This window comes from Salipiger pentaromativorans (assembly GCF_024721115.1).
In the GTDB taxonomy this organism is placed as follows: domain Bacteria; phylum Pseudomonadota; class Alphaproteobacteria; order Rhodobacterales; family Rhodobacteraceae; genus Salipiger; species Salipiger pentaromativorans.
In genome coordinates, this window is the sequence record NZ_JAMDHK010000010.1 from 64,224 (window position 1) to 85,904 (window position 21,681).

The 21,681-nt window shown below is 66.8% G+C and carries 17 protein-coding genes; 1 reads left to right on the forward strand and 16 read right to left on the reverse strand.

The window, feature by feature from the left end; all coding sequences use genetic code 11:
- Positions 1-200: 200 nt before the first annotated feature.
- Together tcuB and tcuA are read right to left on the reverse strand one after the other, a co-directional pair.
- Positions 201-1,256 carry a tricarballylate utilization 4Fe-4S protein TcuB gene (gene tcuB / locus M4578_RS15280; RefSeq protein ID WP_258094159.1) on the reverse strand — a complete coding sequence of 352 codons (1,056 nt, stop codon included), beginning with the start codon at positions 1,254-1,256 and terminating at the stop codon, positions 201-203.
- Positions 1,246-2,640, reverse strand: a complete 1,395-nt coding sequence (tcuA, locus tag M4578_RS15285; protein ID WP_258094160.1) for an FAD-dependent tricarballylate dehydrogenase TcuA — start codon at positions 2,638-2,640, stop codon at positions 1,246-1,248. The genes tcuB and tcuA overlap by 11 nt, the downstream gene beginning before the upstream one ends.
- An 82-nt stretch (positions 2,641-2,722) precedes the next feature.
- On the opposite strand from tcuA, the gene M4578_RS15290 reads away from it, so the two are divergent.
- Positions 2,723-3,631, forward strand: a complete 909-nt coding sequence (locus tag M4578_RS15290) for a LysR family transcriptional regulator (protein WP_258094161.1) — start codon at positions 2,723-2,725, stop codon at positions 3,629-3,631.
- 9 nt (positions 3,632-3,640) lie between these two features.
- Here the strand turns inward: M4578_RS15290 and M4578_RS15295 are convergent, their stop codons facing one another.
- The 14 genes from M4578_RS15295 to M4578_RS15360 all read right to left on the reverse strand — a co-directional run bounded on the left by M4578_RS15295 (position 3,641) and on the right by M4578_RS15360 (position 21,679).
- Positions 3,641-4,711, reverse strand: coding sequence for an AbrB family transcriptional regulator (locus M4578_RS15295; protein WP_258094162.1), 1,071 nt, complete (start codon positions 4,709-4,711; stop codon positions 3,641-3,643).
- Between the two features lie 49 nt (positions 4,712-4,760).
- Positions 4,761-5,567, reverse strand: coding sequence for an ABC transporter ATP-binding protein (locus M4578_RS15300; RefSeq protein WP_258094163.1), 807 nt, complete (start codon positions 5,565-5,567; stop codon positions 4,761-4,763).
- Entirely contained in the window at positions 5,557-6,561 is a 1,005-nt protein-coding gene (locus tag M4578_RS15305) for an ABC transporter ATP-binding protein (protein WP_258094164.1), read from the reverse strand. Before M4578_RS15305 ends, M4578_RS15300 begins: the two co-directional genes overlap by 11 nt.
- Complete coding sequence (locus tag M4578_RS15310; protein ID WP_258094165.1) at positions 6,558-7,373, reverse strand: ABC transporter permease; 816 nt, start codon at positions 7,371-7,373, stop codon at positions 6,558-6,560. The genes M4578_RS15305 and M4578_RS15310 overlap by 4 nt, the downstream gene beginning before the upstream one ends.
- A gap of 4 nt (positions 7,374-7,377) precedes the next feature.
- Positions 7,378-8,364, reverse strand: a complete 987-nt coding sequence (locus M4578_RS15315; RefSeq protein ID WP_258094166.1) for an ABC transporter permease — start codon at positions 8,362-8,364, stop codon at positions 7,378-7,380.
- A gap of 201 nt (positions 8,365-8,565) precedes the next feature.
- On the reverse strand, positions 8,566-10,149 hold the full coding sequence (locus M4578_RS15320; protein ID WP_258094167.1) for an ABC transporter substrate-binding protein: 1,584 nt from the start codon (positions 10,147-10,149) through the stop codon (positions 8,566-8,568).
- Between the two features lie 217 nt (positions 10,150-10,366).
- Positions 10,367-11,692: an LLM class flavin-dependent oxidoreductase gene (locus M4578_RS15325; RefSeq protein ID WP_258094168.1), complete on the reverse strand. Its 1,326-nt coding sequence runs from the start codon at positions 11,690-11,692 to the stop codon at positions 10,367-10,369.
- A 35-nt stretch (positions 11,693-11,727) separates the two neighbouring features.
- Positions 11,728-13,104 carry an LLM class flavin-dependent oxidoreductase gene (locus M4578_RS15330; protein WP_258094169.1) on the reverse strand — a complete coding sequence of 459 codons (1,377 nt, stop codon included), beginning with the start codon at positions 13,102-13,104 and terminating at the stop codon, positions 11,728-11,730.
- Positions 13,105-13,255: 151 nt separating this feature from the next.
- Positions 13,256-14,566 carry an LLM class flavin-dependent oxidoreductase gene (locus tag M4578_RS15335; protein ID WP_258094170.1) on the reverse strand — a complete coding sequence of 437 codons (1,311 nt, stop codon included), beginning with the start codon at positions 14,564-14,566 and terminating at the stop codon, positions 13,256-13,258.
- 66 nt (positions 14,567-14,632) lie between these two features.
- A complete protein-coding gene (locus M4578_RS15340) occupies positions 14,633-15,532 on the reverse strand; it encodes a polysaccharide deacetylase family protein (RefSeq protein WP_258094171.1) in 900 nt (299 codons plus the stop codon).
- Between the two features lie 13 nt (positions 15,533-15,545).
- Positions 15,546-16,046, reverse strand: a complete 501-nt coding sequence (locus M4578_RS15345; RefSeq protein WP_274705650.1) for a (2Fe-2S)-binding protein — start codon at positions 16,044-16,046, stop codon at positions 15,546-15,548.
- Positions 16,047-16,053: 7 nt separating this feature from the next.
- Positions 16,054-16,935 carry an FAD binding domain-containing protein gene (locus M4578_RS15350; protein WP_258094172.1) on the reverse strand — a complete coding sequence of 294 codons (882 nt, stop codon included), beginning with the start codon at positions 16,933-16,935 and terminating at the stop codon, positions 16,054-16,056.
- Positions 16,932-19,316, reverse strand: coding sequence for a xanthine dehydrogenase family protein molybdopterin-binding subunit (locus M4578_RS15355; RefSeq protein WP_258094173.1), 2,385 nt, complete (start codon positions 19,314-19,316; stop codon positions 16,932-16,934). Before M4578_RS15355 ends, M4578_RS15350 begins: the two co-directional genes overlap by 4 nt.
- Positions 19,313-21,679 carry a xanthine dehydrogenase family protein molybdopterin-binding subunit gene (locus tag M4578_RS15360; RefSeq protein ID WP_258094174.1) on the reverse strand — a complete coding sequence of 789 codons (2,367 nt, stop codon included), beginning with the start codon at positions 21,677-21,679 and terminating at the stop codon, positions 19,313-19,315. The genes M4578_RS15355 and M4578_RS15360 overlap by 4 nt, the downstream gene beginning before the upstream one ends.
- Positions 21,680-21,681 lie beyond the last annotated feature (2 nt).

Genomic DNA, 21,681 nt, shown 5'->3' on the forward strand with positions numbered 1-21,681 from the left:
GCGCGACTTCGAGCCTGTGGAAGACGCTCTTCATCGGGGCGGTGTCGGGGCAGTTTCCCTACCGACTCATCAAGGGCGTGCTTCTCACGGCGGTGAGGGCGTCGCGGTCGTCGTCAGCCGCCTGTTGAACGCCGCGATCCGAATGCGGGATCAGCCCAGTGGCAGCAGTCATACTTGCGGCAAGCCTCGACAACACCCCGTCAGGTCCGCTGCGCATCCCGAGCAAGCGCCGCCAGCCGGTAAAAGCCGTGAGCCATCTTGGAATAGGGCGTCAAGAGGAAGAAGGCGAGGACGGCCCCCAGATGCAGTGCCAGCAGAAGTTCCAGCGCGGGCGTGGCGCCGAAGACGTAAAGCGCAAGGCCCGACAGGCTGACCACAAAGAGCAGCAGGATAAAGCCGAACTCGCCGCCCCGGACGCGCTGGTCCTGAAGTTCGGGCGCGGATTTCATCTTGAGCCGCATGAGACCCAGCGTGCCGAGGCACAGCAGGATCCCGCCGCTGACGCCAAGCAGCTTGGGCAGCGAGAAAAAGCGGTAGGGCGCGGGCATGTCGAAGACATAATGCAGGATCGTTCCCGACGCCGTGGCGGCAAAGCAAAGCAGGAAACCGTACATCACCGCCTGGTGCATGTGCCGCCGCCCCTGCGAGAACCGGTCCTCGTCCTCGAAATTGCAGCCCTCGCCATGGCCCCCGGCCAGATTCTTCATCCGCCCCGCCGATCCGAAGGCGGTGATCAACTGCGACAGCCGCAGCCTTTCTCCGCCGACCTTCGACCAGTAGCGCCTCAGCCCGACCGCCAGCGCCACCACCGGAAACAGGAAAGCGGGCAGGAAGATCGCCACAAGCGCGTTGTGCGACAGCACCGCATAGAACCCTTCGCCATCCGCGGGCAGGCTGCGCGCAGCCCAGAAAAGCAGCGCCATGCCGAGGATCGTCGCGATGGCGATCAACGTGCCGTGATGGTGGAAGGCGCGCCCGAAGGATGCCGGAAAGGCGGTCTCTTCCCAGCTATCCTGACGCACCTCGGCCAGAACCCCGGGCAGGTTGAGCGCAAATTCATGCGGCTCGGTATACTGGCAGGCATAGTAGCAATTCTGGCAGTTGTGGCAGAGATTGGCGAGCTGGACCATGTCGCCGTCGCTAAAGACCCGGTTGGCGTGCAGCGCCGGAAAAACCGAACAATAGCTTTCGCAATAGCGGCAGGAGTTGCAGATCTGCGCCTGGCGGCGCGCCTCTTCGATCGGATTATCGTACATGGTTTGCGGCCTCCCGACCCGCGATGCGACCGAAGACGGTGCCGATGGTCATGCCGTAGCCGGCCAGATAGCCCTGCCCGAGGATCGAGCCCGCCATCGTCTCTCCGGCGGCCCAGAGGTTTTCGACGGGTCCCGCCTCGGTGCTGCATTGCGCGGTCTCGTCGACCTTCAGCCCGAGATAGGTAAAGGTCACGCCCGTGCGCAGGCTGTAGCCGTAGAAGGGGGGCTGCTCGATCCGCCGGGCCCAGTTGGTCTTGGGCGGGGTGAGCCCCGTTGTGGCGACGCCGTCGAGTTCCGTTGGATGGAACCCGTCCCCCTCGCCGCAGGCGGCGTTGAAGGTGGCGACCGTCTCGGTGAGCCGGTCCGCGGGAATGTCCATCTTTCCGGCCAACTCCTCCAGCGTATCCGCCTTGATGGGTGGAAAGACCGAGGGCATGAAAAGCGGCAGCGCCTTGGCGTCGATGATCACATGGCCAACCTGTTCGGGCTGCGCGGCGATCAGGCGCCCCCAGATCGCATAGCGCTTGGGCCAGACATCCTCGCCCTCGTCGTAGAACCGTTCGCCGTCGTTGTTCACCACGATCGAGAAGGGCACACAGTCGAGCCGGGTGACGATGCCGCCGTCGTATTTCGGCGCCCGCCCGTCGATGGCCACCGCGTGACACTGGGTCGGATCGCCGACCGAGATCACGCCCTGGTCGAGCAGGTCCCTCAGCACCACCCCCCGGTTATAGGGCGTACCGCGAATGAGGAAATTGCGCGCGGGCGGACCCCAGGCCTCGGCCAGCCAGTCGATATCCGCCTGGAAGCCGCCGGAGGCGACCACCACCGCGCCGGGCCGGACAGAACGGGCTTCGCCGCCGAGCTGGTAATCGACGCGGGTCACCCGGCTGCCGTCCAGCTCGATATGCGTGACCGGCGCCTCGTAATGCACCTCGATCCCAAGCGCCTCGGCGGTGCGGTAATAGGCGTTCACCAGAGATTTGCCGCCACCCATGAAAAAGGCGTTGGTCCGCGCCAGCGACAGCGTGCCGGACAGCGAGGGCTGAAAGCGGACGCCGCGTTCGATCATCCAGGGCAGGCATTCGCGCGAGCTGCGGATGACCATCCGGGCCAGGTGCTCGTCGGTCTTGCCCCCGGTCACCTTGATGAGATCGTCGAAATACTCATCCTCGCCATAGCTGTCGACAAGGACCGAGACCGGCTCCTCGTGCATGCAGCGGAAGTTTCGGGTGTGGCGCGAATTGCCGCCACGGTAGGGCTTTGGCGCGGCTTCGAGGATCAGCACGCGCGCGCCGCTTTCGGCTGCCGTCATGGCAGCGCAAAGGGCGGCATTGCCGCCTCCGACGACGACGACGTCGTACTCTGCACCTGGCTGTGACATTCCGGACTCCTTCGGGATCACCTCGGGTCTAGCGCCAAGCCCGCCCATTGATAACTGCAAAGATTTTTGCGATTATGCCGAAATGCGCATAAATTTCGATTTCGACGCCCTCGAGGCGTTTCTCGTCCTGTTCGAGACCCGCTCGTTTTCCGCGACGGCGCGGCATCTGGGCACCTCGCAATCGGCGCTCACACGGCGGGTCCGCAAGCTCGAGGAGGCGCTTGGGGTCACGCTGTTCGAGCGGACCACACGCGCTGTGCGCCCGACGCTGGCGGCCAAGCGGATGAAAGCGCGGGCGCAGGCCATGTTGGACGAGGCGCGCGAGACCCTGCGCGAGATGCGCGACGAGACGGCGCGTTTCGAGCATCAAAGCAGCGCCATCGTGACCGTGGCGGCAGTGCCGAGCGCGGTGCCCCGGCTGCTGGTTCCGGCGCTGGGAGTGCTCGGCGCGGGACAGGGCGGCGCCCGGGTGCGCGTGCTCGATATGCTCGCCAACGAGGTGGCCGAGGCGGTGGCAGGGGGCGAGGCCGATTTCGGCATCTCCTCGCTGCCGGTGCCCGAAGAGCAGATCGCCTTCGAGCCGCTCTTTGCTGATCGGGTGGTGCTGGCGGTGCCGCGCGACCATCCGCTGGCGGCGGGCGGCCCCGTGGCATGGGAAGCGCTGGCCGGGCAGCGCCTCGTCCTTCCGATGCAGGGCAGCGGCAATCGGGCGCTCATCGACCGGGCCCTGGCCCGCAGCGGCCCCACGCTGTTCTGGACCTATGAGGTTCCGCGCACCTCGACCGCGCTGGAGCTGGTGCGCGCCGGTCTCGGCGTCGCGCCGGTCCCTCTCTCCGCCGTGCCGCTCGCCGAGGACGGCCTTGCGCTCTGCACACTGACCGGCCCCGAGGTCTCGCGGCAGATCGGGCTTGTCGGGCGGCGCGACGCGGCGCTCTCGCCGCCGGCCCGGCGCCTGCGCGAGATCATCGTGGAAGAGGCCGCGCGGCGCTGAGCGCCGCTGCTATTTGCGAGGGCCGAGCCGCAGCCGCGAGGCCACCAGCGGCGCGGCGAGAATGATCAGCACGAGCCGCACGAGATGATGCACGACCACGATCCCGATATCCGCTCCAGCCGCCAGAGCAAGCAGCATCATTTCCGCCTGCCCGCCCGGAGCGAAGGCGAGCAGCCCTTCGAGCGGTGACAGGAGGCCGAGCTGCACCACCACCTCGGTGACAAACCCCGCGAGCGCCGCGAGGATCAGCACATAGACCACCCCGGCAAGCACCTTGCCCCCGAGCTCGGCAAAGGTCACGCCCACATAGCCCGCCCCCAGTGCCACACCCAGAAAGAATTGCGCCGCCGAGATCACCTCTGCCGGCGGGCGGTGCTCGACAAGCCCGGTAAGCGACAGCGCCGCCCCCAGGATGAGCGGCCCCAGGACCGGCGCGCCGAACAACCTCAGCCGCAGGGCAATCCGCCACCCCGCATAGCCCGCGATCCCCATCAGGAGGAGTTCGGTCATCGGGGTCGGCGAAACCTGCGCCTTGTCGGGCGGGGTGAAATCGAGATCGAACGCATAGGCCAGCAGCACCGGAAGCAGCGCGACCGTGGCCACAACCCGCGTCGTGTGCACAAGGGCCAGCGCGCGCTCGTCGCCGCCCGCCTCCCTGCCGAACAGCACCATGTCGGTCAGCCCGCCCGGCATCGCCGCGTAATAGGCGGTGGCCCGGTCGAACCCGCAGACACGCATGAAATAGGGCACCCCCACCAGCCCGGCGGTGGCGACGAACAGCGGCACGATGGCGACCGTGTAGGCCATCCGGGGAATATGCGCCACGACGTCCGGCGTGATCGCGGTTCCCGCCGTCACCCCGATGATGAGACGGCTTGCCATCGTCATCGCGTCGTTCGTCACCAGCGGCGCGCGCATGAGCCCCGCGACCAGACAAAAACACATGGGACCGAAGAGCCAGGGCAGCGGCACGCCGAGCCAAAGGAAACACCAGGCCCCCGCCCCGGCGAGCGCCAGGGTTCCCAGCTGCGCTTTCCAGCGCGACACGCGCAGCCATTCACGCAGGGACAATCTGGACATGTGGCGGTCTTTCTCAGTCGCAGGACGGATCGCCCGGGCGGCACCGCGGTCAGGCGGTGCCGGATTTCGGCAGATGCAGCCCGGTCGAATTCAGCAGCTTTTGGGTGTAGGGATGCTTGGGATCGCCCACCACGGTTTCCGCGTCGCCTTTTTCGACAACCTCGCCGTCCTTCATCACCAGAACCCGGTGTGCGAAGTAGCGCGCGATGGAAATGTCATGGGTGATCATCAGGTAGCTGACGCCCATCTCCTGCCGGATCTTCAGCATCAGGTTCAGCACCTGCCCGCGCAGGGACACATCCGCCCCCGAGAGCGGCTCGTCCGCGACGATGACCGACGGCTGCATCGCCAGCGCCCGCGCGATCGAAAGCCGCTGCCGCTGCCCGCCGCTCAGCTCATGCGGATGACGGTCTAGGAAATCCTCCTCGGTGCGCAGCCCGACATTGGCCAGCGTCTCGCGGATAAAGACCGCCCGGTCGCCCGTGTAGGCCCAGGAGGCCTGCGTCATCAGGCTGCGGATCGTCCGGCGCGGATTGAGCGAGGTGGTGGGATCCTGAAAGATCGGCTGCACCAGGGCGCGGGCCGCCTTGCGGTCGGCCTTGCCCATGGTCGCCCAGCTCTTGCCCCGGACCCGCACATCGCCGGTATCGGGCCGGAGGATCCCCAGCGCGATGCGCCCCAGGGTGGATTTGCCCGAACCGCTTTCGCCCACGACGGCAACGATCTCGCCCGGACGGATGGCAAGGTCGAGCGGCTTGAGCGCCACCACCTCCTCGCCCGCGAGATTGGTAAAGGTCTTGGACACGCCGGTCAGTGTCAGGATCGGGTTTTGCGGAGTGGCGGCGTCAGAGCTCATGGACGATCTTCCGTTCCTTGCCTTGGCTGTCTTCGGCGGCGAAGCAGCGAACCAGATGCGCGGCGGCACCATAGGGCGTGGCCTCGGGCATTCTCTGGCTGCAGACCGGCTGCCGCACCGCGCAGCGCGGCTCAAACGGGCAGCCCTGCGCCTCGATACGCAGATCGGGCGGATCGCCGGGAATGGTGACGAAGGTGCCGTCCTCCTGGCGCCGCCCCTCCGCCGCCGCAAGCAGCCCGCGGGTATAGGGATGAGCCGGGGCGGCAAAGATCTGCTCCGCCGCGCCCCACTCGATGGTCCGGCCCGAATACATAACGTAAATCCGCTCGCAGACCGTGGCGACCAGGTCGAGATCGTGGCTGATGAGCAGCATGGCCATGCCGGTGCTCTTTTGCAGCTCCCCCAGCAGCTCCATGATTTCGGCCTGCGTGGTGACGTCGAGCGCGGTGGTGGGCTCGTCCGCCACCAGAAGTTTGGGCCGGCATCCCAGCGCCACCGCCAGAAGCGCCCGCTGCCGCATCCCGCCCGACAGCTCGTCCGGGTAGGAGCGGGCCACATGGGCCGGCAGCTTCACCATATCCAGCAGTTCCTTCAGGCGGGCCTCGATATTCTGCTCCGGATCGTGCAGGAGGATCGCCTCGCGGATCTGCTTGCCGACACTCATGATCGGATTGAGAAAGGTCAGCGGATCCTGGAACACCATGGCCACAGGGTGCCCCCTCATGCCGACCCACTCCTCCGGCGTCATCCGGGTCACGTCGCGGCCGTCGAGCACGATGCGCCCGCCCGCGATCTCGGCGCGCTCGGGATCGAGCAGACCGAGCAGCGCGCGCGCGATGGTGGACTTGCCCGACCCGGATTCCCCCACAAGACCGACCGTCTCGCCCTGGCGCACCTTCAGCGAGGCGCCCTGCGTGGCGTGGATGGTCGTGCCGCGAAGCGTGTAGTCGATGCGGATGTCGGAAATCTCGACGATGTTCTCGGTCTGGGTCATGATTTCCGGCCCTTCGGATTCACATATGCGCCGATCCCGTCGCCGACGAAGTTACAGGCGAGCACTGTCAGGAAAATGGCGAGCCCCGGAAAGGTCGAGATCCACCAGGCGGTCAGCAGGTAGCTCTGGCCGAGGCTCAGCATGCGGCCCCAGCTCACCTGGCTCGGATCGCTGAGCCCGAGGAAGCTGAGCGAGGCTTCCAGCAGGATCGCCTGCCCCACCGCGAGCGTCGCCAGCGCAAAGACCGGGCGGACGGCGTTGGGAATGATCTCGCGCAGGAGGATATAGCCCTCGCTGTACCCCAGGCAGCGCACCGCATCGACGAAGTCGAGCCGCTTGATCCGCAGCACCTCGCCCCGGATGACCAGCGCCACAGGCGGCCAGGCGAGCAATGCGATGACCACCACGACCCGTGTCAGGCCGGGTCCCCACATGGCGACGATGACCGCCGCCAGGACAAAGGTCGGAATGACCTGGAACATCTCGGTGATGCGCATCACCACCAGATCCACCGCGCCGCCGGAAAAGCCCGCATAGGCCCCCACGATGATCCCCACGAGCGAGGTGGCGGCGGCGGCGGCAAAGCCCACGGTGAAGGAGATGCGCACGCCATCGACGAATTGCAGGAACACGTCGCGCCCAAGCTCGTCCGTGCCGAAAAGATGCTGCGGCGAGGGTGGCTGCAGAAGGTCGGTGGACAGCGCCCTCGGGTTGCCGCCAGTAAGGGGCGGCACCAGCAGATAGAGCAGGATAAAGCCCGCAAAGATCGCAAGCCCGGTCCAGGCGCCCGCTCCGATATTGGGTAGTTTCAAGGCCTTATTCTCCACGTCGCGCCCCCATGCTCTTGCGGACCCTTGGGTCGACGAGCGCGGCGACGAAATCCGCCAGCAGATTGCCCGCCACAACCATGACCGTGGCGAGCACAAGGATGCCCTGCAGCACGGGATAGTCGCGGCTGGCGATGGATTTCACGAACAGCGTGCCGAGGCCGGGCCAGGCAAAGACCGTCTCGACAAGGATCGAGCTGGTCAGCGCATGGCCGAGATTATAGCCCAGCACGACGATGACCGGCACCATGGCGTTGGGCAGCACGTGTTTCCACATGATGGCCCGCTCGCTCACACCCTTGGCCCGTGCGGTGGTGACGAAGTCGTCATGCATGACGCCCACCACGCTTGCCCGCGCCACCCGCAGCACGATGGCGATCTTGAACGAGACCACGCAGATCAGCGGCAGGATCATATGCGCGGCCAGGTCGAGCGCCCCGGCGACACCGGTGGGCTGCACCCGGACCGAGCGTATCCCCGCCGCCGGAAGCCACGACAGCCCCACCGCAAAGATCAGCACCAGCACCTGCCCCAGCCAGAAGGACGGCATCGAATAGCCGAACATCACGATGGACGAGACCGTCGTGTCCAGCACCCCCGACCGCCGCACCGCCGTCACCACGGCCAGGAACACGCCGAGCAGAAAGGCGATGGCGATCCCCGGCAGGATAAGCTGCAACGTGTATTGCGCACGTTCGAGGATCAGCGGCAGCACCGCTTTGCGGTTTGCAAAGGAATACCCGAAATCGCCTTGAACAAGGTTCGTGACATAGTTCGCGAACTGCACCGTCAGCGGCTCGTCGAGCCCGAATTCGACGCGCACCTGAGCGATGTATTCATCCGGCGCGGGATATTCGCCGATCAGCGCGGTGACCGGGTCGCCCGGCACCAGCTTGAGGATGAGGAAATTGACCGTGACGATGACGACGATGGTGACGAGGCCCCAGAAGAGCCGTCTGAAGAAGTATTTTCTCATCGCGTGGCATCCGGCCCGGCGGTTGCCGCCATTGCTGCCTGTTGCATGTGTTCGCGCTCGTGTTCGGGAGAATTGCTTGCCCCCTCACGCTGACCCGGACGGTCCGGTGAGGGAAGAGGGAACCGCCGTGACAGGCGGCCCCTCGGTGCGGTTGCGTGCCCCGTGGCCGGCTGTTCGCCGGCCACGGGGCGGATCGCAGGATCACTCGGCGAAATAGGCCTCGCCGAAGCGGCCGGCGCCTTCATAGCCCCAGATGCCGTAGAGATTGGCAACCGCCGCGTCGATCCCCTTGTTCTCGTGCAGGGTCATGACCGGCAGTTCCTCGGCGATGATCTTTTCCGCCTCGCGGTACGCCGCGCTCCGGGCCGAGGTTTCGGCCAGCGTCGCTCCCTGGGCGAACAGCTCGTCCACCTGGGGATTGCTGTAGCCCGAGGCGTTGCCGTAATTCTTGCCGATCGACGAGGTGATATAGACCCGCGCAATGCCGAGCGCCGGATCGCCATAGGTTCCGTACGAGATGATCAGCACGCCGAAATCGCCATCGGTATAGGCGCGCGGGAGCAGCAGCGCGCGTTCCAGCGGCTCGACATTGACCTTGACGCCAACCTCCTGCCAGGCCGCCTGGATCGCGGTCGCGGCCTTCAGCCGCTCGGGCACGGCGGCCTCGAAGATGATGCTGGTCTCGAACCGGGTGCCGTCGGAGCCGCGCGCGAAGCCCAGTTCGTCGAGCTTGGCGTTCACCGCGTCCACATCGGCCGGATACATCTCGTCATAGCTCAGATCCGGGTTCGACGCCCAGCTCACCTGTTTCGGGATCGGGCCGGTCGCCTTCATGCCCTGTCCGCCAAACCCGGCCTTGAAGATAAAGTCCCGGTCCACGAGGCTGAACAGCGCCTGACGCAGCTCCTTGTTGTCGAAGGGCGGCTTGGTGACGTTGAAGAAGCCGAGCAGATTGTTCGGTGCCTGGCTCGCGGGCATGGTCTTGAGCGCCGGGCTCGCCTCGACGGCGGGCAGGTCGCTGACCGGGAAGTAGTATTTCTGGATGAAATCCGCCTCCCCGGCCAGCATGGCCTGAACGCGCGAGGCGGCATTGGGCATGAAGCGCGCAACCACCCCGTCGAGGTAGGGGCGCCCCTCCTTCCAGTATGCCTCGTTCTTCACGAGCCGGATGGAGTCCCCGGTGTTCCAGGTCTCGAACTTGAAGGGACCTGTGCCGATCATCTCGGAGGAAGCCGGGTTGGTGTTCGGATCGGTGCCTTCGAAGACATGTTTGGGCGTGATCGCCCCACCGTTCCAGCAGGTCAGGATCCGCATGAAGGGGCCGAAGGGCTCGCTGAGATTCACCGTCACCGCATGCGGCCCGTCCGCCACCACGCTTTCGATGCGCTTGCCAAGCTGCGCCGAAAAGAGCGGCGCGTATTTCGAGTTCACATTGGTAAAGGCATAGACCACATCGTCGGCGGTGAAGGGCTCGCCATCATGCCAGCTGGTCTCTCTCAGCTCGAACGTGTAGGACAGCCCGTCGTCCGAGATGGTCCAGGATTTGGCCAGCGCCGGAACCGGGTTGCCCTCGCCGTCGATCTCGACGAGGCCCTCCAGCACCATGCAGCCCACCACGCCCTCGCCCGAGCCCGACGTGATCGCGGGATTGAGCGAGGTCAGCTCGTCGCCCACCACGACAATGGCCGTTCCGCCATAGGTGGGGTCCGGATCCTGGGCCAGCGCAGGCCCGGCGGTGGACAAAAGAAGGGTCGAAAGGCTTAACGCCCACGGTCTCAGTTTCATGATGTTTTCCCTGTTCGCTTTGTTTGTATTTGTCTGGCTGTTGTCGCCGCGCTGGACCGGGAGACCCGTGCCCCCGGTCGCAGCCTGCTGCAATTTCACAAGCACTCCGTCCCAATTTCAAGACAAATCCGGTACTTGTTCAATTTATTGATACATCCCCCATATCGGTAATGTTTTTGGCTCAGGATTTGCGCTCCTGCGCCGGCTTCCTCCGGCCTCAAACCCAAGGCGAGGGAACGTCCGGCAAGCCGAGATTCCCGCGCAGCGTCGTGCTCTCGTATTCCGTTCGATAAAGGCCCCGGCGCTGAAGCTCGGGCACCACCAGTTCGACGAAGGCATGGATGTCGCGCGGGGATTTCGCCGGCAGGATGTTGAAGCCGTCGGCGGCGCCCTCGGTGAACCACTTCTCCATGACATCGGCGATGTCCGAGGGCGAGCCCACCACCTCGAGATGCTGGTCGCTGATCACCGCATTCTCGTAGAGCTGCCGGATCGACCAACCCTCGCGGCGCGCCTGTTCGAGATAGAGATCGCTCCGGCTGATCCCCGAGATGGATTTCACCTCGTCCGGGAAGGGGCCGTCGATATCGTATTTGGACAGGTCGCCGAAATGCCGCGCGAGCCGCTGAAGACCCACGATCGGGTCGAGATCCTTCTGCGACTGGCGCTTCCACGCCTCCGCATCGGCGCGGGTCTCGCCCACCACCGGCATCAGGCCGGGCAGGATGCGGATGTCGTCGGGGCTGCGGCCAAATTTCTTCACCCGCTCCTTCATCGAGGCATAGGCGGCCCTGGCGGAGTCGAAATCGCTTTGCAGGGCATAGATCACCTCGGCCTTGGAGGCGGCGAAATCCAACCCCGCTTCCGAGGCACCCGCCTGAAAAATCACCGGGCGGCCCTGCGGCGAACGCGGCTGCGAGAGCGGACCATCGACGCGGAAGAACGCGCCCTTGTGATTGATCGGGTGCATCTTGGACGGCTCGAAGAACACGCCACGCTCCCGGTCGCGCGGAAAGGCATCGTCCTCCCAGCTGTTCCAGAGCCCGAAACACACGTCGAGCATCTCTTTGGCGCGCTGGTAGCGCAGGCCCTTTTCGAGGATCTTCTCCTCTCCGAAATTCCGCGCCTCCGCGTCGCGCGACGAGGTGACCACGTTCCAGCCCATGCGGCCGCCGCTGAGATGATCGACCGAGCCGAGCTGGCGGGCGAGCTGGAAAGGCTGGTGAAAGGTCGAGGACACGGTGGCCACGAGCCCGATATTGCTGGTGACCGCGCTCAGCGCCGCCAGCAGCGTGATCGGCTCGAACTCGGCCCCGCCATCGGAGCGCCCGAGCGCGCCCTCGGGGATGTTGGGCGAAAAGAACGCGCTGTGATCGGCCAGGAAGAAGATGTCGAAGAAAGCGCTTTCCAGCGTCTTGGCAAGATCGAGATAGAAGTTGAAATTGATCGCGCCGTCCGCCGGGACATCCGGATCCAGCCAGCCGGTCGGGTGATAGCCCAGCCCGCGTACCGATGCACCGAGCCTCATCTTGCGGTCACTCATATCCGTTCCTTTCCATTGCCCCGCGCGTGGCGGGATCAGTTTGCGTCCTGCAGCGCAGGCCGTGCATAGCGGCTTTCCGGGCGGGCAAGCCCAAGATGATCGCGCAGGGTGGCGCCCTCGTATTCCTCCCGGTAGAGGCCCCGGCGCTGAAGTTCGGGCACCACCAGTTCGACAAAATCCTCGAGCCCGCCGGGCAGAACCGCGGGCTGGATGATGAACCCGTCCCCCGCCCCGCTGCGGAACCAGTGTTCCAGCTCGTCCGCCACCTGCACGGCATCGCCGACGATCTGATGCGAGCCGCGCCCGTTGGCGTAGCGCTGGTAAAGCTCGCGCACGGTGGGCCGCTCGGCCTCGACCACCCGGCGCAGGGCCTGCGCGGTCGAGCGCACACCGCCGTCGATCTCGGGGATCAGATCGAGCGGAAACGGCTCGTCGAGCGGCATCTCGGGCAGGTCGATATAGCCCAGCTCCGCCGACAGGATTGCGCGACCGACATCGGGGTGGATCTTGGACTGAAGGAAATCGTGCTGCTCCCGTGCCTCGGCCTCGGTGCGTCCGACGGTGACCGCCATGCCCGGCATGACGAGGATCTCGTCCGGATCGCGCCCGTGTTTCGGCAGGCGCCCCCGGATGTCCTCGCGCAGGGACCGGCAGCGTTCCAGCGACTGCTGCTGCATAAAGACCACGTCGGCATTGCGCGCCGCCGTCTCCTTGCCGGTCTCCGAGGTGCCCGCCTGAAAGAGCACAGGGCGCCCCTGCGGCGGGCGCCGCATATTGAGCGGCCCCTCGACCGAAAAGGACTCGCCCTCGTGATGCAGCACATGCATCTTGTCGAGATCGGCATAAAGCCCCGAGGCGCGATCCATGACAAAGGCGTCGTCGTCGTAGCTGTCCCAGAGCCCGCAGACGATCTCGACGAATTCCTGCGCGCGCCTGTAGCGGTCCTCGTGCTCGAAATGCTCGGGACGTCCGAAGTTCCGGCTCGAGGCGGCGTTGCCGGTGGTGACGATGTTCCACCCCGCCCGGCCCGCACTCAGGTGGTCGAGCGAGCCGAAAGAGCGGGCAAGGTTGTAGGGCTCGGTATAGCTGGTGCTCGCCGTCGCCACGAGGCCGATGCGCGAGGTCGCCGCCGCAAGCGTCGAAAGCAGCGTCAGCGGCTCGAAATAGGCGAGATATTGCGGCCAGCGCCCCTTGGCCTTCACATCGCCCAGCCGGATCGCCAGGGAATCCGCAAGAAAGATCAGGTCGAACTTCCCACGTTCGGCAAGCTGCGCCATCTCGATATAATGGCGCGGGTTCGAGCCTGCGTCGATCTGCGACCGCGGATGATGCCAGGCCGCGACATGGTGGCCCGTCGCATGAATGTGCAGAGCCAGTTTCATCTGCCGCGTCGCGCTCTTGGCTGGCGCCATCGTCCCATCCCTTTCGCCTGCTGTCGCCGCCCGTTCCCGGGGGTGAGTCGCAAGAACCGCGACTCGTTACGAAATTTCTCTATATCGCTAGATTATACCAAAATTTGTATTCTACAATATTTTTGTTCTCCCCCTTGCCTCGCGATCCGACTCACAGCGGCGCGAGCCCGAGGTTTTCGCGCAGGGTCGCGCCTTCGTAGGCGGTCCGGAACAGGCCACGCTGCTGAAGCCTTGGCACAATGTGTTCGACGAAATCCGCAAGGTTGCCGGGGGTGTGCGATGGCAGGACATTGAACCCGTCGCAGGCGCCCGAGGTGAACCACTCCGCCAACACCTCCGCCGCCCGATCATGCGTGCCCACGATCTGGAAATGCTGCCCCAGCCCGACCCGCTGACAGAGCTGCCGCAGGGTCCAGCTTTTCTCGCGGGCGCGCTTCACCGATTCCCTCGCGACGGAATAGGACGTGCCCTCTGCCGGTCCCTCCGCCGGCACCGGCTCGTCCAGCATTTCGGGGGTGAACACATCGCCGAACTGCCGGTTCAGCATCCCCAGCGCCGTCAGCGGATCGACGATGTCGAGCAGCACCCGGTATTTCTCGCGCGCCTCCGCCTCGGTTTCCCCCGAGATGACCTGCACCCCCGGCATCGACAGGATCTGGTCGCCCGTCCGTCCGAACTTGACGGCGCGTGCCTGCAGCTCGCGGCGATTGGCAATCGCCGCCTCGATGCTGCGCGGGATCGAATAGACCACATCCGCATAGCGCCCGGCGAGGTCCAGCCCCTCCTCCGAGGCCCCGGCCTGCACGATGAGCGGCCGGCCCTGCGGCACGCGCGACGAGGTCAGAGGCCCCGCCACCTGGAAATGCGGCCCGACATGGTTCACCGCATGCACCTTCGACGGATCGAAGAACAGACCGCTCTGCCTGTCCGCGACGAGGGCGCCCTCTTCCCAGCTGTCCCAGAGTCCGATCGCTGTCTCCAGGAACTCCGTCGCCCGCGCGTAGCGCTCGGGTTTGCTCAGCTGTTCGGCGCGGTTGAAATTCGCCGCCTCGCGGTTCGAAAAGGAGGTGACGACGTTCCAGCCCGCGCGCCCGCCGCTGATATGGTCGAGCGCGGCAAAGCGCCGGGCGATGTGATAGGGCTCGTGATAGGTGGTCGACGAGGTTGCGACCAGCCCCACATGCCGCGTTTCCATGGCAAGCGCTGGCAGGATCATCAGCGGATCGAGGATCGCGTCGCCCGGATAGCGCGCGGCGGCGCCGAGCGGGCTGTCGATGGCGCGCGTCGCCAGCGCATCGGCAAAGAACACCATGTCGAAAAGCCCGGCCTCGGCAATGCGGGCAAGCTCGGCATAATGGCCGATCTTCTCGGCCGCGCGCGGATCCACATCCGGGTGCCTCCAGGCGGAGACATGGTAACCGACGCCGCGGATCGACGCGCCGAGCTTGAGTGTTTTCTGCATGTTGGGCCTCTTGGATGAGGCCGGGGCACCCGTCGCACCCCGGCGCAGGTGCTGGGGGTTTCGCGGTCAGGCCACGCTGTCGGGCGGAAACAGCCCGGCATAATGAGCGGCGACCTGCCCGGGGGTGGTGATCCAGACATCGTCGCGATGCCGGTTGATATGCTCGAGCGCCCGCCGCAATGCCCGCAGCCGGTAGGGCTGACCGATCACGAAGGGATGCAGCACGATGGTATAGCAGAGCGGGTATTTCCGGGACTGCAGCAGCATCTCGTCGAACTGGTCGATCATCATCCGCTCGAAATCGCCCGCGCCCTCGTGGCGGTAGACCATTGTCGGGCTGTCGTTGACCTCGATGGAATAGGGCACCGACAGGATCGGCCCCGAGCGCGTCTTCATCCAGAACGGCTGATCGTCGGCGGGCCAGTCGAGCTGATAGGTGAAACCCACCTCCTTCAGCAGGTCGAGCGTCACATCCGTCTGCGCCAGCCACGGCCCCAGCCAGCCACCCGGCGCCTTGCCGTCGAACGCCTCGATCGCGTCAAAGGCCTCGGCGATGAGCGCCCGTTCGATGGGCTCGTCAAAGGCATCCTGCCGCTCGCCGTTGGTCCGGCCATGCCCCACGAATTCGTCGCCCCGCGCCTTGATCCGCTCGGCGATCTGCGGGCAGGTCTGGAACAGCAGCGAATTGAAATTATGCGACGCGGGAAAGCCCAGCTCGTCCAGCAGATCGAAGAGATACCACTGGCCGACCCGGTTGCCGTAATCCTTCCACGCATAGTTGCGGCTGGTCGGCGGCGCACCCACCGTGGCGCTGTCCGATCCCAGCCCCTCGCGAAAGCTGAAGACCTCGATATTGTTGCAGATGCTGACCGAAAGCCGCTTGCCGCCGGGCCAGGTAAAATCCGGCCGCTCGGGCAGCGGAACATAGTCGTAACGTCCGTGATCGCGCAGGGTGAGAAGCGACATGGCGGGATCCTCCTCAGGCAGCGCCGCGCGACCGGCGCAGGGTTTCGGCGGTCTCGATGGCGGCGCGGATGATGTTGCGGTAGCCCGTGCAGCGGCAGAGGTTCGACGACAGGATCTCGGTCAGCTCCTCGTCCCTGATGTCGGGATTCTCGTCGAGCGCGCCGGTGATCAGCATCAGGAACCCCGGCGTGCAGAAACCGCATTGCAGCGCGTGGTTGCGGATAAAGGCCTCCTGCAGCGGCGCCAGCGCCTCGCCCTCGGCAAGCCCCTCGACCGTGCGGATCTCGGCGCCGTCCGCCTGCGCCCCGAACATCAGGCAGGACCGCACCGCCTTGCCGTCGACGAGGACGGTGCAGGCGCCGCAGACGCCGTGCTCGCAGCCGACATGGGTGCCGGTCAGCCCGCAGTCCTCGCGCAGCGTATCCGCCAGGGTCTTGCGGGGCTCGACGGTTACGGTCCGGGGCCGCCCGTTTACGGTAAAGGAAATCTCGGTCTTGGCGATGGTCTCGGTCATGGCTGCCTCATGCGGCTTCGTGTGTGGTCCGGCGGCTGGCGGCGGCAAGCGCCCGGCGCAGCACCGTTCCGGCAAGATCGCGCCGGTAATCGGCGGAGGTGGTGGCGTCGCTCATGGGTTCGACTTCGGCCATGGCCGCTTCGGCGGCTTCGGCAAAAACGGCCTCGTCCGGCGCACGCCCGTTCAGTACCGCCTCGGCGGTGGCGATGCGGCGGGGATGCTCCTCGATCCCGCCCAGCCCCAGCCGCGCGTTGGCAATCACGCCATCCTCGATCTCGTAGAGCACCAGCGCCATGCCGAGCGCGAAATCTCCGGCACGGCGGTTGAACTCGTAAAACCCCCAGCAGGTGCCGGGCGCCGGGCGCGCCAGGGTCACCCCAACAAGCATCTCGTCCGGCTCGCGCAGGGTCATCATCGGCCCCTCGAAATAATCCGCAGGCCGCAGCCGCCGCTCACCGCCCGCCGAGCGCAGCTCGATCTCCGCATCCAGCACGGAAGCCACGAGGCACCATTCCGAAGACGGGTCCGCATGGGCGAGCGAGCCACAGAAGGTGCCGCGCTGGCGGATCGGGTAATGCGCGATGTTCTCCGCGACCGCATGCAGCATCGGCCCCAGCGGCTCGGGCAGAAAGCCGGGATCGTGAAACGCCGCGTGCCGCACGGTGGCTCCGAGCCGCACGCGTGTCCCGGAAACCTCCACGGCATCGAGCCCGGCAATGCCGTTGATGTCGATCAGCGCCGGCGGATAGGCCACACGCAGCGCCATCATCGGCACGAGGCTCTGGCCGCCGGCGAGGATGAGCGCGCCCTCTTCGGCCCCTTCGGAGAGCAGCGCCAGCGCTTCGTCGAGGCTTTGCGGTTTGTGATAGGCGAATGGCGCGGGTTTCATGACTGCGCTCCTTGTTCCTGTCCGTTGGCTTGGCCCCGCTGCCCCGCCGCCACGATGCGGGCACGCAGGGCCTGTGGCGAGACCGGGGCGAAATCGACGCGCACGCCGAGATCCGAAAGGGCGTTCTCGATCGCCGAGGCGACCGCGGCGGCAACCGGGATGACCCCGCTTTCGCCCACGCCCTTCACGCCGAGCGCGTTGAGCGGCGAATAGGTCTCGCGATGCAGGATATCCGCCTCGGGCATCTCGGCGGAGGTGACCAGCAGGTAGTCGGCGAAAGTCACGCTCAGCGGCTGCGCCTCGTCGTCATAGACCATCTTCTCGTAAAGCGCGTTGCCCAGCCCGTGGGCGAGCCCGCCGAGGATCTGGCCGTCGACCATGGCCGGGTTCACCATCCGCCCGCAATCGTGGCTGAGATGCAGGGTTCCGATCCGCACCAGCCCGGTCTCGGCATCCACCTCGACCTCGGCCACGCAGCAACCGTTGGAATAGGCCATGTCGTCGATCACCACGCGCTCGGTCGCCATCAGCCCCGGCGTCTCGATCCCCGGCAGGTCGTAACCGGGCAGACCTTCCGCCTCGCGGGCGAGCCGGGCGAAGTCGATGCTGCGGTTGCCGTTGCGCTGCCGCACGAGACCGCCGTCGATCTCCAGCTCGTCCTCATCCACCTCGAGAAGATGCGCCGCCACGCGCAGAACGCGGGTCCGCACCACCTTGGCTGCCGCATCCGCCGAAGCGCCCGCGACCACCGTCTGGCGGCTGTTGAACCCGCCGAAACCATAGGGCTCTGCCGTGTCGCCGAGCGAGAAATCCACCAGCGCCGGATCCCGGCCCAGATGATCCGCGACGATCTGCGCCAGCGCCGTGGCAAGCCCCTGCCCCATCGCGGCAGCCCCGGTCGCCACATGGATGCGCCCGCTGCGCAGGATGCGCACGGTCACCGTCTCGTAGGGGCCGCGCCCGGTCCCCTCGATGTAATTCGCCATGCCGATGCCCAGGCGACGCCCCTCGGCCAGCGCTGCCGCGCGGCGCGCGGCAAAGCCATGCCAGCCGGTCGCGGCCATGGCGCTTTTCTGCGTGCCGGGATAATCGCCGCTGTCGAGCATCACCGGCCGGCCCGACCGCAGCTTCAGCTCCTTGGCGCAGGGCATCTCTTCGGGCGCCACGAGGTTGCGCAGCCGGATCTCGGCGCGGTCGAGCCCGCAGGCCTCCGCCGCCCGGTCCATCAGACGCTCCATGACAAAGGTCGCCTGCGGCTGCCCCGCTCCGCGCACCGGCGTGACCGGCGTCTTGTTGGTCACCGCCACGGCGATCTTCAGATCGTAGGCGGGCACGCGGTAGATGAGCGGCAGCATCATCCCCGAGGCATAGGGCACGTTGAGCCCCCGCGCCGTCCAGGCCCCGTGGTCGTGCACCATGGATCCCCGCAGCCCGAGGATCGCGCCGTCTTCGTCCAGCGCCATCTCCATCGACCAATGCTGTTCGCGCTCCTGCGTGGTCGAGGTGAAATGTTCGCGCCGGTCCTCGACCCATTTCACCGGACACCCCAGATCGACCGCCGCCGCCGCGACGGCGATCTCCTCGGGATAGGTGACGAGCTTGGGCCCGAAGCCGCCGCCCAGATCCGGCGCCTGCACGCTCACCGCCGCATCCTCGCGCTCGAACAGCGTGCAGAGCGATTTTTTCAGTGCATGCGGAGTCTGGGTCGAGCTCCAGACCTCGAGCCGTCCGGTCAGCGCATCGGTCCGCGCCAGCACCCCGCGCCCCTCCATCGAATGCGAGCCGCCCCGGTCGACGGTGAATGTCCCCGTCACCCTGTGGGCGGCGGCGGCAAAGGCCGCATCGCAGTCGCCATAGTCGAACCCGAATTCCGCCAGCCGGTTATGCGGCAGCCCGCTATGGGCGGGCGCGGCGCCTTCTTCCAGGGCGGTCACCGGATCGGCGGCGACCGGCAGCGGGTCGAAATCCAGCCAGACCGCATCCGCCGCATCCTCGGCGGCGGCGCGGCTTTCGGCCACGATCATCACCACCGGCTCGCCCACATAGACCGTCTCGCCCGAGGCGAGGATGGGCCGGTCGAGCGCAAAGGCGATGGCCGAGGAGGGCAGCGCCACGGCAAGCCTGTCGCCTCCGGGCAGAAGCGGCGCAAGATCCGCCGCCGTGTAAACCGCCACGACGCCGGGCATGGCGGCGGCTTCGGTCAGGTCCGGCACGCCGATGGCGGCATGTGCGACAGGGCTGCGCAGAAACGCCACATGCAGGCATCCCGGCACCCCGAGATCGTCGAGAAACCGCCCCTTCCCGCGCACCAGCGGGCCGTCCTCGCGCCGTCCGACCGACGCGCCGACCAGCGATCCCGGCACTCCGGTCGCGCCGCTCATGCGTCCGCGCCTTCCGGCGTGCCGTGGGCCGCGTCCCATTCGGCGATGCGGCGGCGGATATATTGCGGTGTGGCGGGCAGCCGCTCGACAAGCCCCGGACGCCCGAGCGCCGCGTCGATGGCCGAGGCGATGGTCGCCCCCGCCGCCGTCACGCCGCCCTCGCCCGCGCCCTTGAGCCCAAGCGGGTTCAGCGGCGAGGGCGCGTCCTCGAGGATCAGGATGTCGCAGGGCGGCATCTCGGCGGAGCTGACCATCAGGTAATCCGCGAAGGTGACCGAGACGGGCTGTCCGCTCTCGTCATAGCGGAACTCCTCGAACAGCGCCCCGCCCAACCCCTGCGACAGACCGCCGAGGATCTGACCCTCGATCATCGCGGGGTTCACCGCGCGGCCCACATCGTAGGTCACCGAATAGCGCTCGACCCTGACCGCTCCGGTCTCGGGATCCACCGAGACCATCGCGGTATGCGCGCCATAGGGATAATTCATGTGTTTGTTGTGGAACCAGGCCTCGGCGGCGAGCCCCGGCTCGCGCGCTCCCCGCGTCGCCGAAGCGGGATCGAGATGCCGCGCCACCTCGGCCAGCGAGACCTCGGCGCCATCGCGCGAAACGATCATGCCGTCCAGAATATCCAGCGTCTCCGGCGCCGCCTGCAACAGCTCGGCCCCCATGTCGAGCGCCCGCTCCCGCAGCAGTTCCGCGGCGCGGCGCGTCGCCTCGCCCGTCATCACCGTCACCCGGCTGGCATGGGCGCCATAGCCGTAGGGGATACGGTCGGTATCGCCGTGCACGACACGGATGACGTTATAATGCACTCCCAGCGTCTCGGCGCAGATCTGGGCCATGGCGGTCTCCATCCCCTGCCCCAGCGACGCCGCGCCCGTCACCACCTCGACCCGCCCGTCGGTCGAAACCGAGACCCGCACCAGCTCCGACGGGCCAAGCCCGCTTTTCTCGACGAAAAAGCCAAGGCCCGTGCCCACGCAGTCTCCCGCCGCGCGGCGCGTTTCAGCCTCCGCCGAAAGCCGCTGCCAGTCCGAGAACGCCAGCGCCTTGCCCAAAAGCCCCTCATAATCGCCGCTGTCGAGGATGACCTCGGTTTCCAGCGCGGTGAGGTTGCGGGCAAAGGGCATCTCGTCGGCGCGGATGAAGTTCCGCCGCCGCACCTCCATCGGGTCGAGCCCAATGCGCACGGCGATGGCGTCGATCATCCGTTCCCGCACGAAGGAGCCTTCGAACCGCCCCGGCGCGCGGTAGGTGGCGGCGGGGGTCTTGTTGGTCAGCCGGTAATGGGCGCGGGCCCGATAGGCGGGCACCCGGTAGGGGCCAAGCAGCAGGCCGATGCTCATGTCGGCCACCCGTGCGCCATGGGTGCGCACATAGGCGCCCTGATCGTGCCAGAGTGTCTCGTCGATCCCCAGGATGCGCCCGTCGGCGTCGATGGCGGCGCGGATACGGTGGGTCTGTTCGCGCGACTGGTTGGCACTCTGCATGTGCTCGCGCCGGTCCTCGATCCATTTCACCGGGCGGCCCAGCCGCAACGCGGCGAGGCAGACCAGAACGTCCTCGGGATAAAGCTCGCCGCGGATACCGAACCCCCCGCCCACATGCGGCTCGTGCAGGGCGATCTCCGAGGGCGACATGCCGAACATCTCGGCCAGCCGGTCGCGGTTCCAGTGCGGTCGCTTTGTGGCGCCATACATGTCGAGCCGCCTGCGCCCGGCATCCCAGACCGCCAGCGCGCCGCGCGTCTCCATGGGAATGCCCGAATGCCGTCCGATCCCCAGATCCAGCTCGATCACATGGGTGGCCTGCGCAAAGGCCGCCTCGGCATCGCCATAGCCCTTTTCGATCACCACCGGCTCGCAGCCATGGCCCTCGGCAAAGTCTGGCGGATCCTGCGTCGCATCCAGATAGGGCGCGATCTCATCGACATCGGCAAAGACCAGATCGGCGGCATCCTCGGCGATCTGCGGCGTCTCGGCAAAGACGATGGCCACGGGCTCACCGACATAGCGCACATCGCCCCGCGCCAGACAGGGCTGGCAATAGGGGTCGAGCCCCTTGATCGAGGTCGCCCGGAACGGGATCGGAGGCAGGTCGCCCAGATCCTCCGCCGTCCAGACCGCCGCCACGCCGGGCAGCGCCCGTGCCTCGGCGCAGTCGATCCCGAGGATCCGGCCCCTTGCATGGGCCGAGCGGACCACCCGCGCATGCAGCTGGTTCGGCAGGTTCAGGTCACCCACGTAATGGCCGGTGCCGGTCACCATCGGGCGGTCTTCAAGCCGGGTCACGCGCTGGCCGATCCAGCGGGTGCGCTCCGCGCGGAGCGGCTTTGCCTCAGTCTTGTCAGATGCAGTCATAG

Excerpts from the sequence above, each read along its gene's own strand:
- M4578_RS15345 (WP_274705650.1), bottom strand. The coding sequence starts at position 16,046 with ATGACCGAGACCATCGCCAAGACCGAGATTTCCTTTACCGTAAACGGG.
- M4578_RS15350 (WP_258094172.1), bottom strand. The coding sequence starts at position 16,935 with ATGAAACCCGCGCCATTCGCCTATCACAAACCGCAAAGCCTCGACGAA.
- tcuA (WP_258094160.1), bottom strand. The coding sequence starts at position 2,640 with ATGTCACAGCCAGGTGCAGAGTACGACGTCGTCGTCGTCGGAGGCGGC.
- tcuB (WP_258094159.1), bottom strand. The coding sequence starts at position 1,256 with ATGTACGATAATCCGATCGAAGAGGCGCGCCGCCAGGCGCAGATCTGC.
- M4578_RS15295 (WP_258094162.1), bottom strand. The coding sequence starts at position 4,711 with ATGTCCAGATTGTCCCTGCGTGAATGGCTGCGCGTGTCGCGCTGGAAA.
- M4578_RS15360 (WP_258094174.1), bottom strand. The coding sequence starts at position 21,679 with ATGACTGCATCTGACAAGACTGAGGCAAAGCCGCTCCGCGCGGAGCGC.
- M4578_RS15355 (WP_258094173.1), bottom strand. The coding sequence starts at position 19,316 with ATGAGCGGCGCGACCGGAGTGCCGGGATCGCTGGTCGGCGCGTCGGTC.
- M4578_RS15300 (WP_258094163.1), bottom strand. The coding sequence starts at position 5,567 with ATGAGCTCTGACGCCGCCACTCCGCAAAACCCGATCCTGACACTGACC.
- M4578_RS15315 (WP_258094166.1), bottom strand. The coding sequence starts at position 8,364 with ATGAGAAAATACTTCTTCAGACGGCTCTTCTGGGGCCTCGTCACCATC.
- M4578_RS15325 (WP_258094168.1), bottom strand. The coding sequence starts at position 11,692 with ATGAGTGACCGCAAGATGAGGCTCGGTGCATCGGTACGCGGGCTGGGC.
- M4578_RS15340 (WP_258094171.1), bottom strand. The coding sequence starts at position 15,532 with ATGTCGCTTCTCACCCTGCGCGATCACGGACGTTACGACTATGTTCCG.
- M4578_RS15335 (WP_258094170.1), bottom strand. The coding sequence starts at position 14,566 with ATGCAGAAAACACTCAAGCTCGGCGCGTCGATCCGCGGCGTCGGTTAC.
- M4578_RS15290 (WP_258094161.1), top strand. The coding sequence starts at position 2,723 with ATGCGCATAAATTTCGATTTCGACGCCCTCGAGGCGTTTCTCGTCCTG.
- M4578_RS15305 (WP_258094164.1), bottom strand. The coding sequence starts at position 6,561 with ATGACCCAGACCGAGAACATCGTCGAGATTTCCGACATCCGCATCGAC.
- M4578_RS15330 (WP_258094169.1), bottom strand. The coding sequence starts at position 13,104 with ATGGCGCCAGCCAAGAGCGCGACGCGGCAGATGAAACTGGCTCTGCAC.
- M4578_RS15320 (WP_258094167.1), bottom strand. The coding sequence starts at position 10,149 with ATGAAACTGAGACCGTGGGCGTTAAGCCTTTCGACCCTTCTTTTGTCC.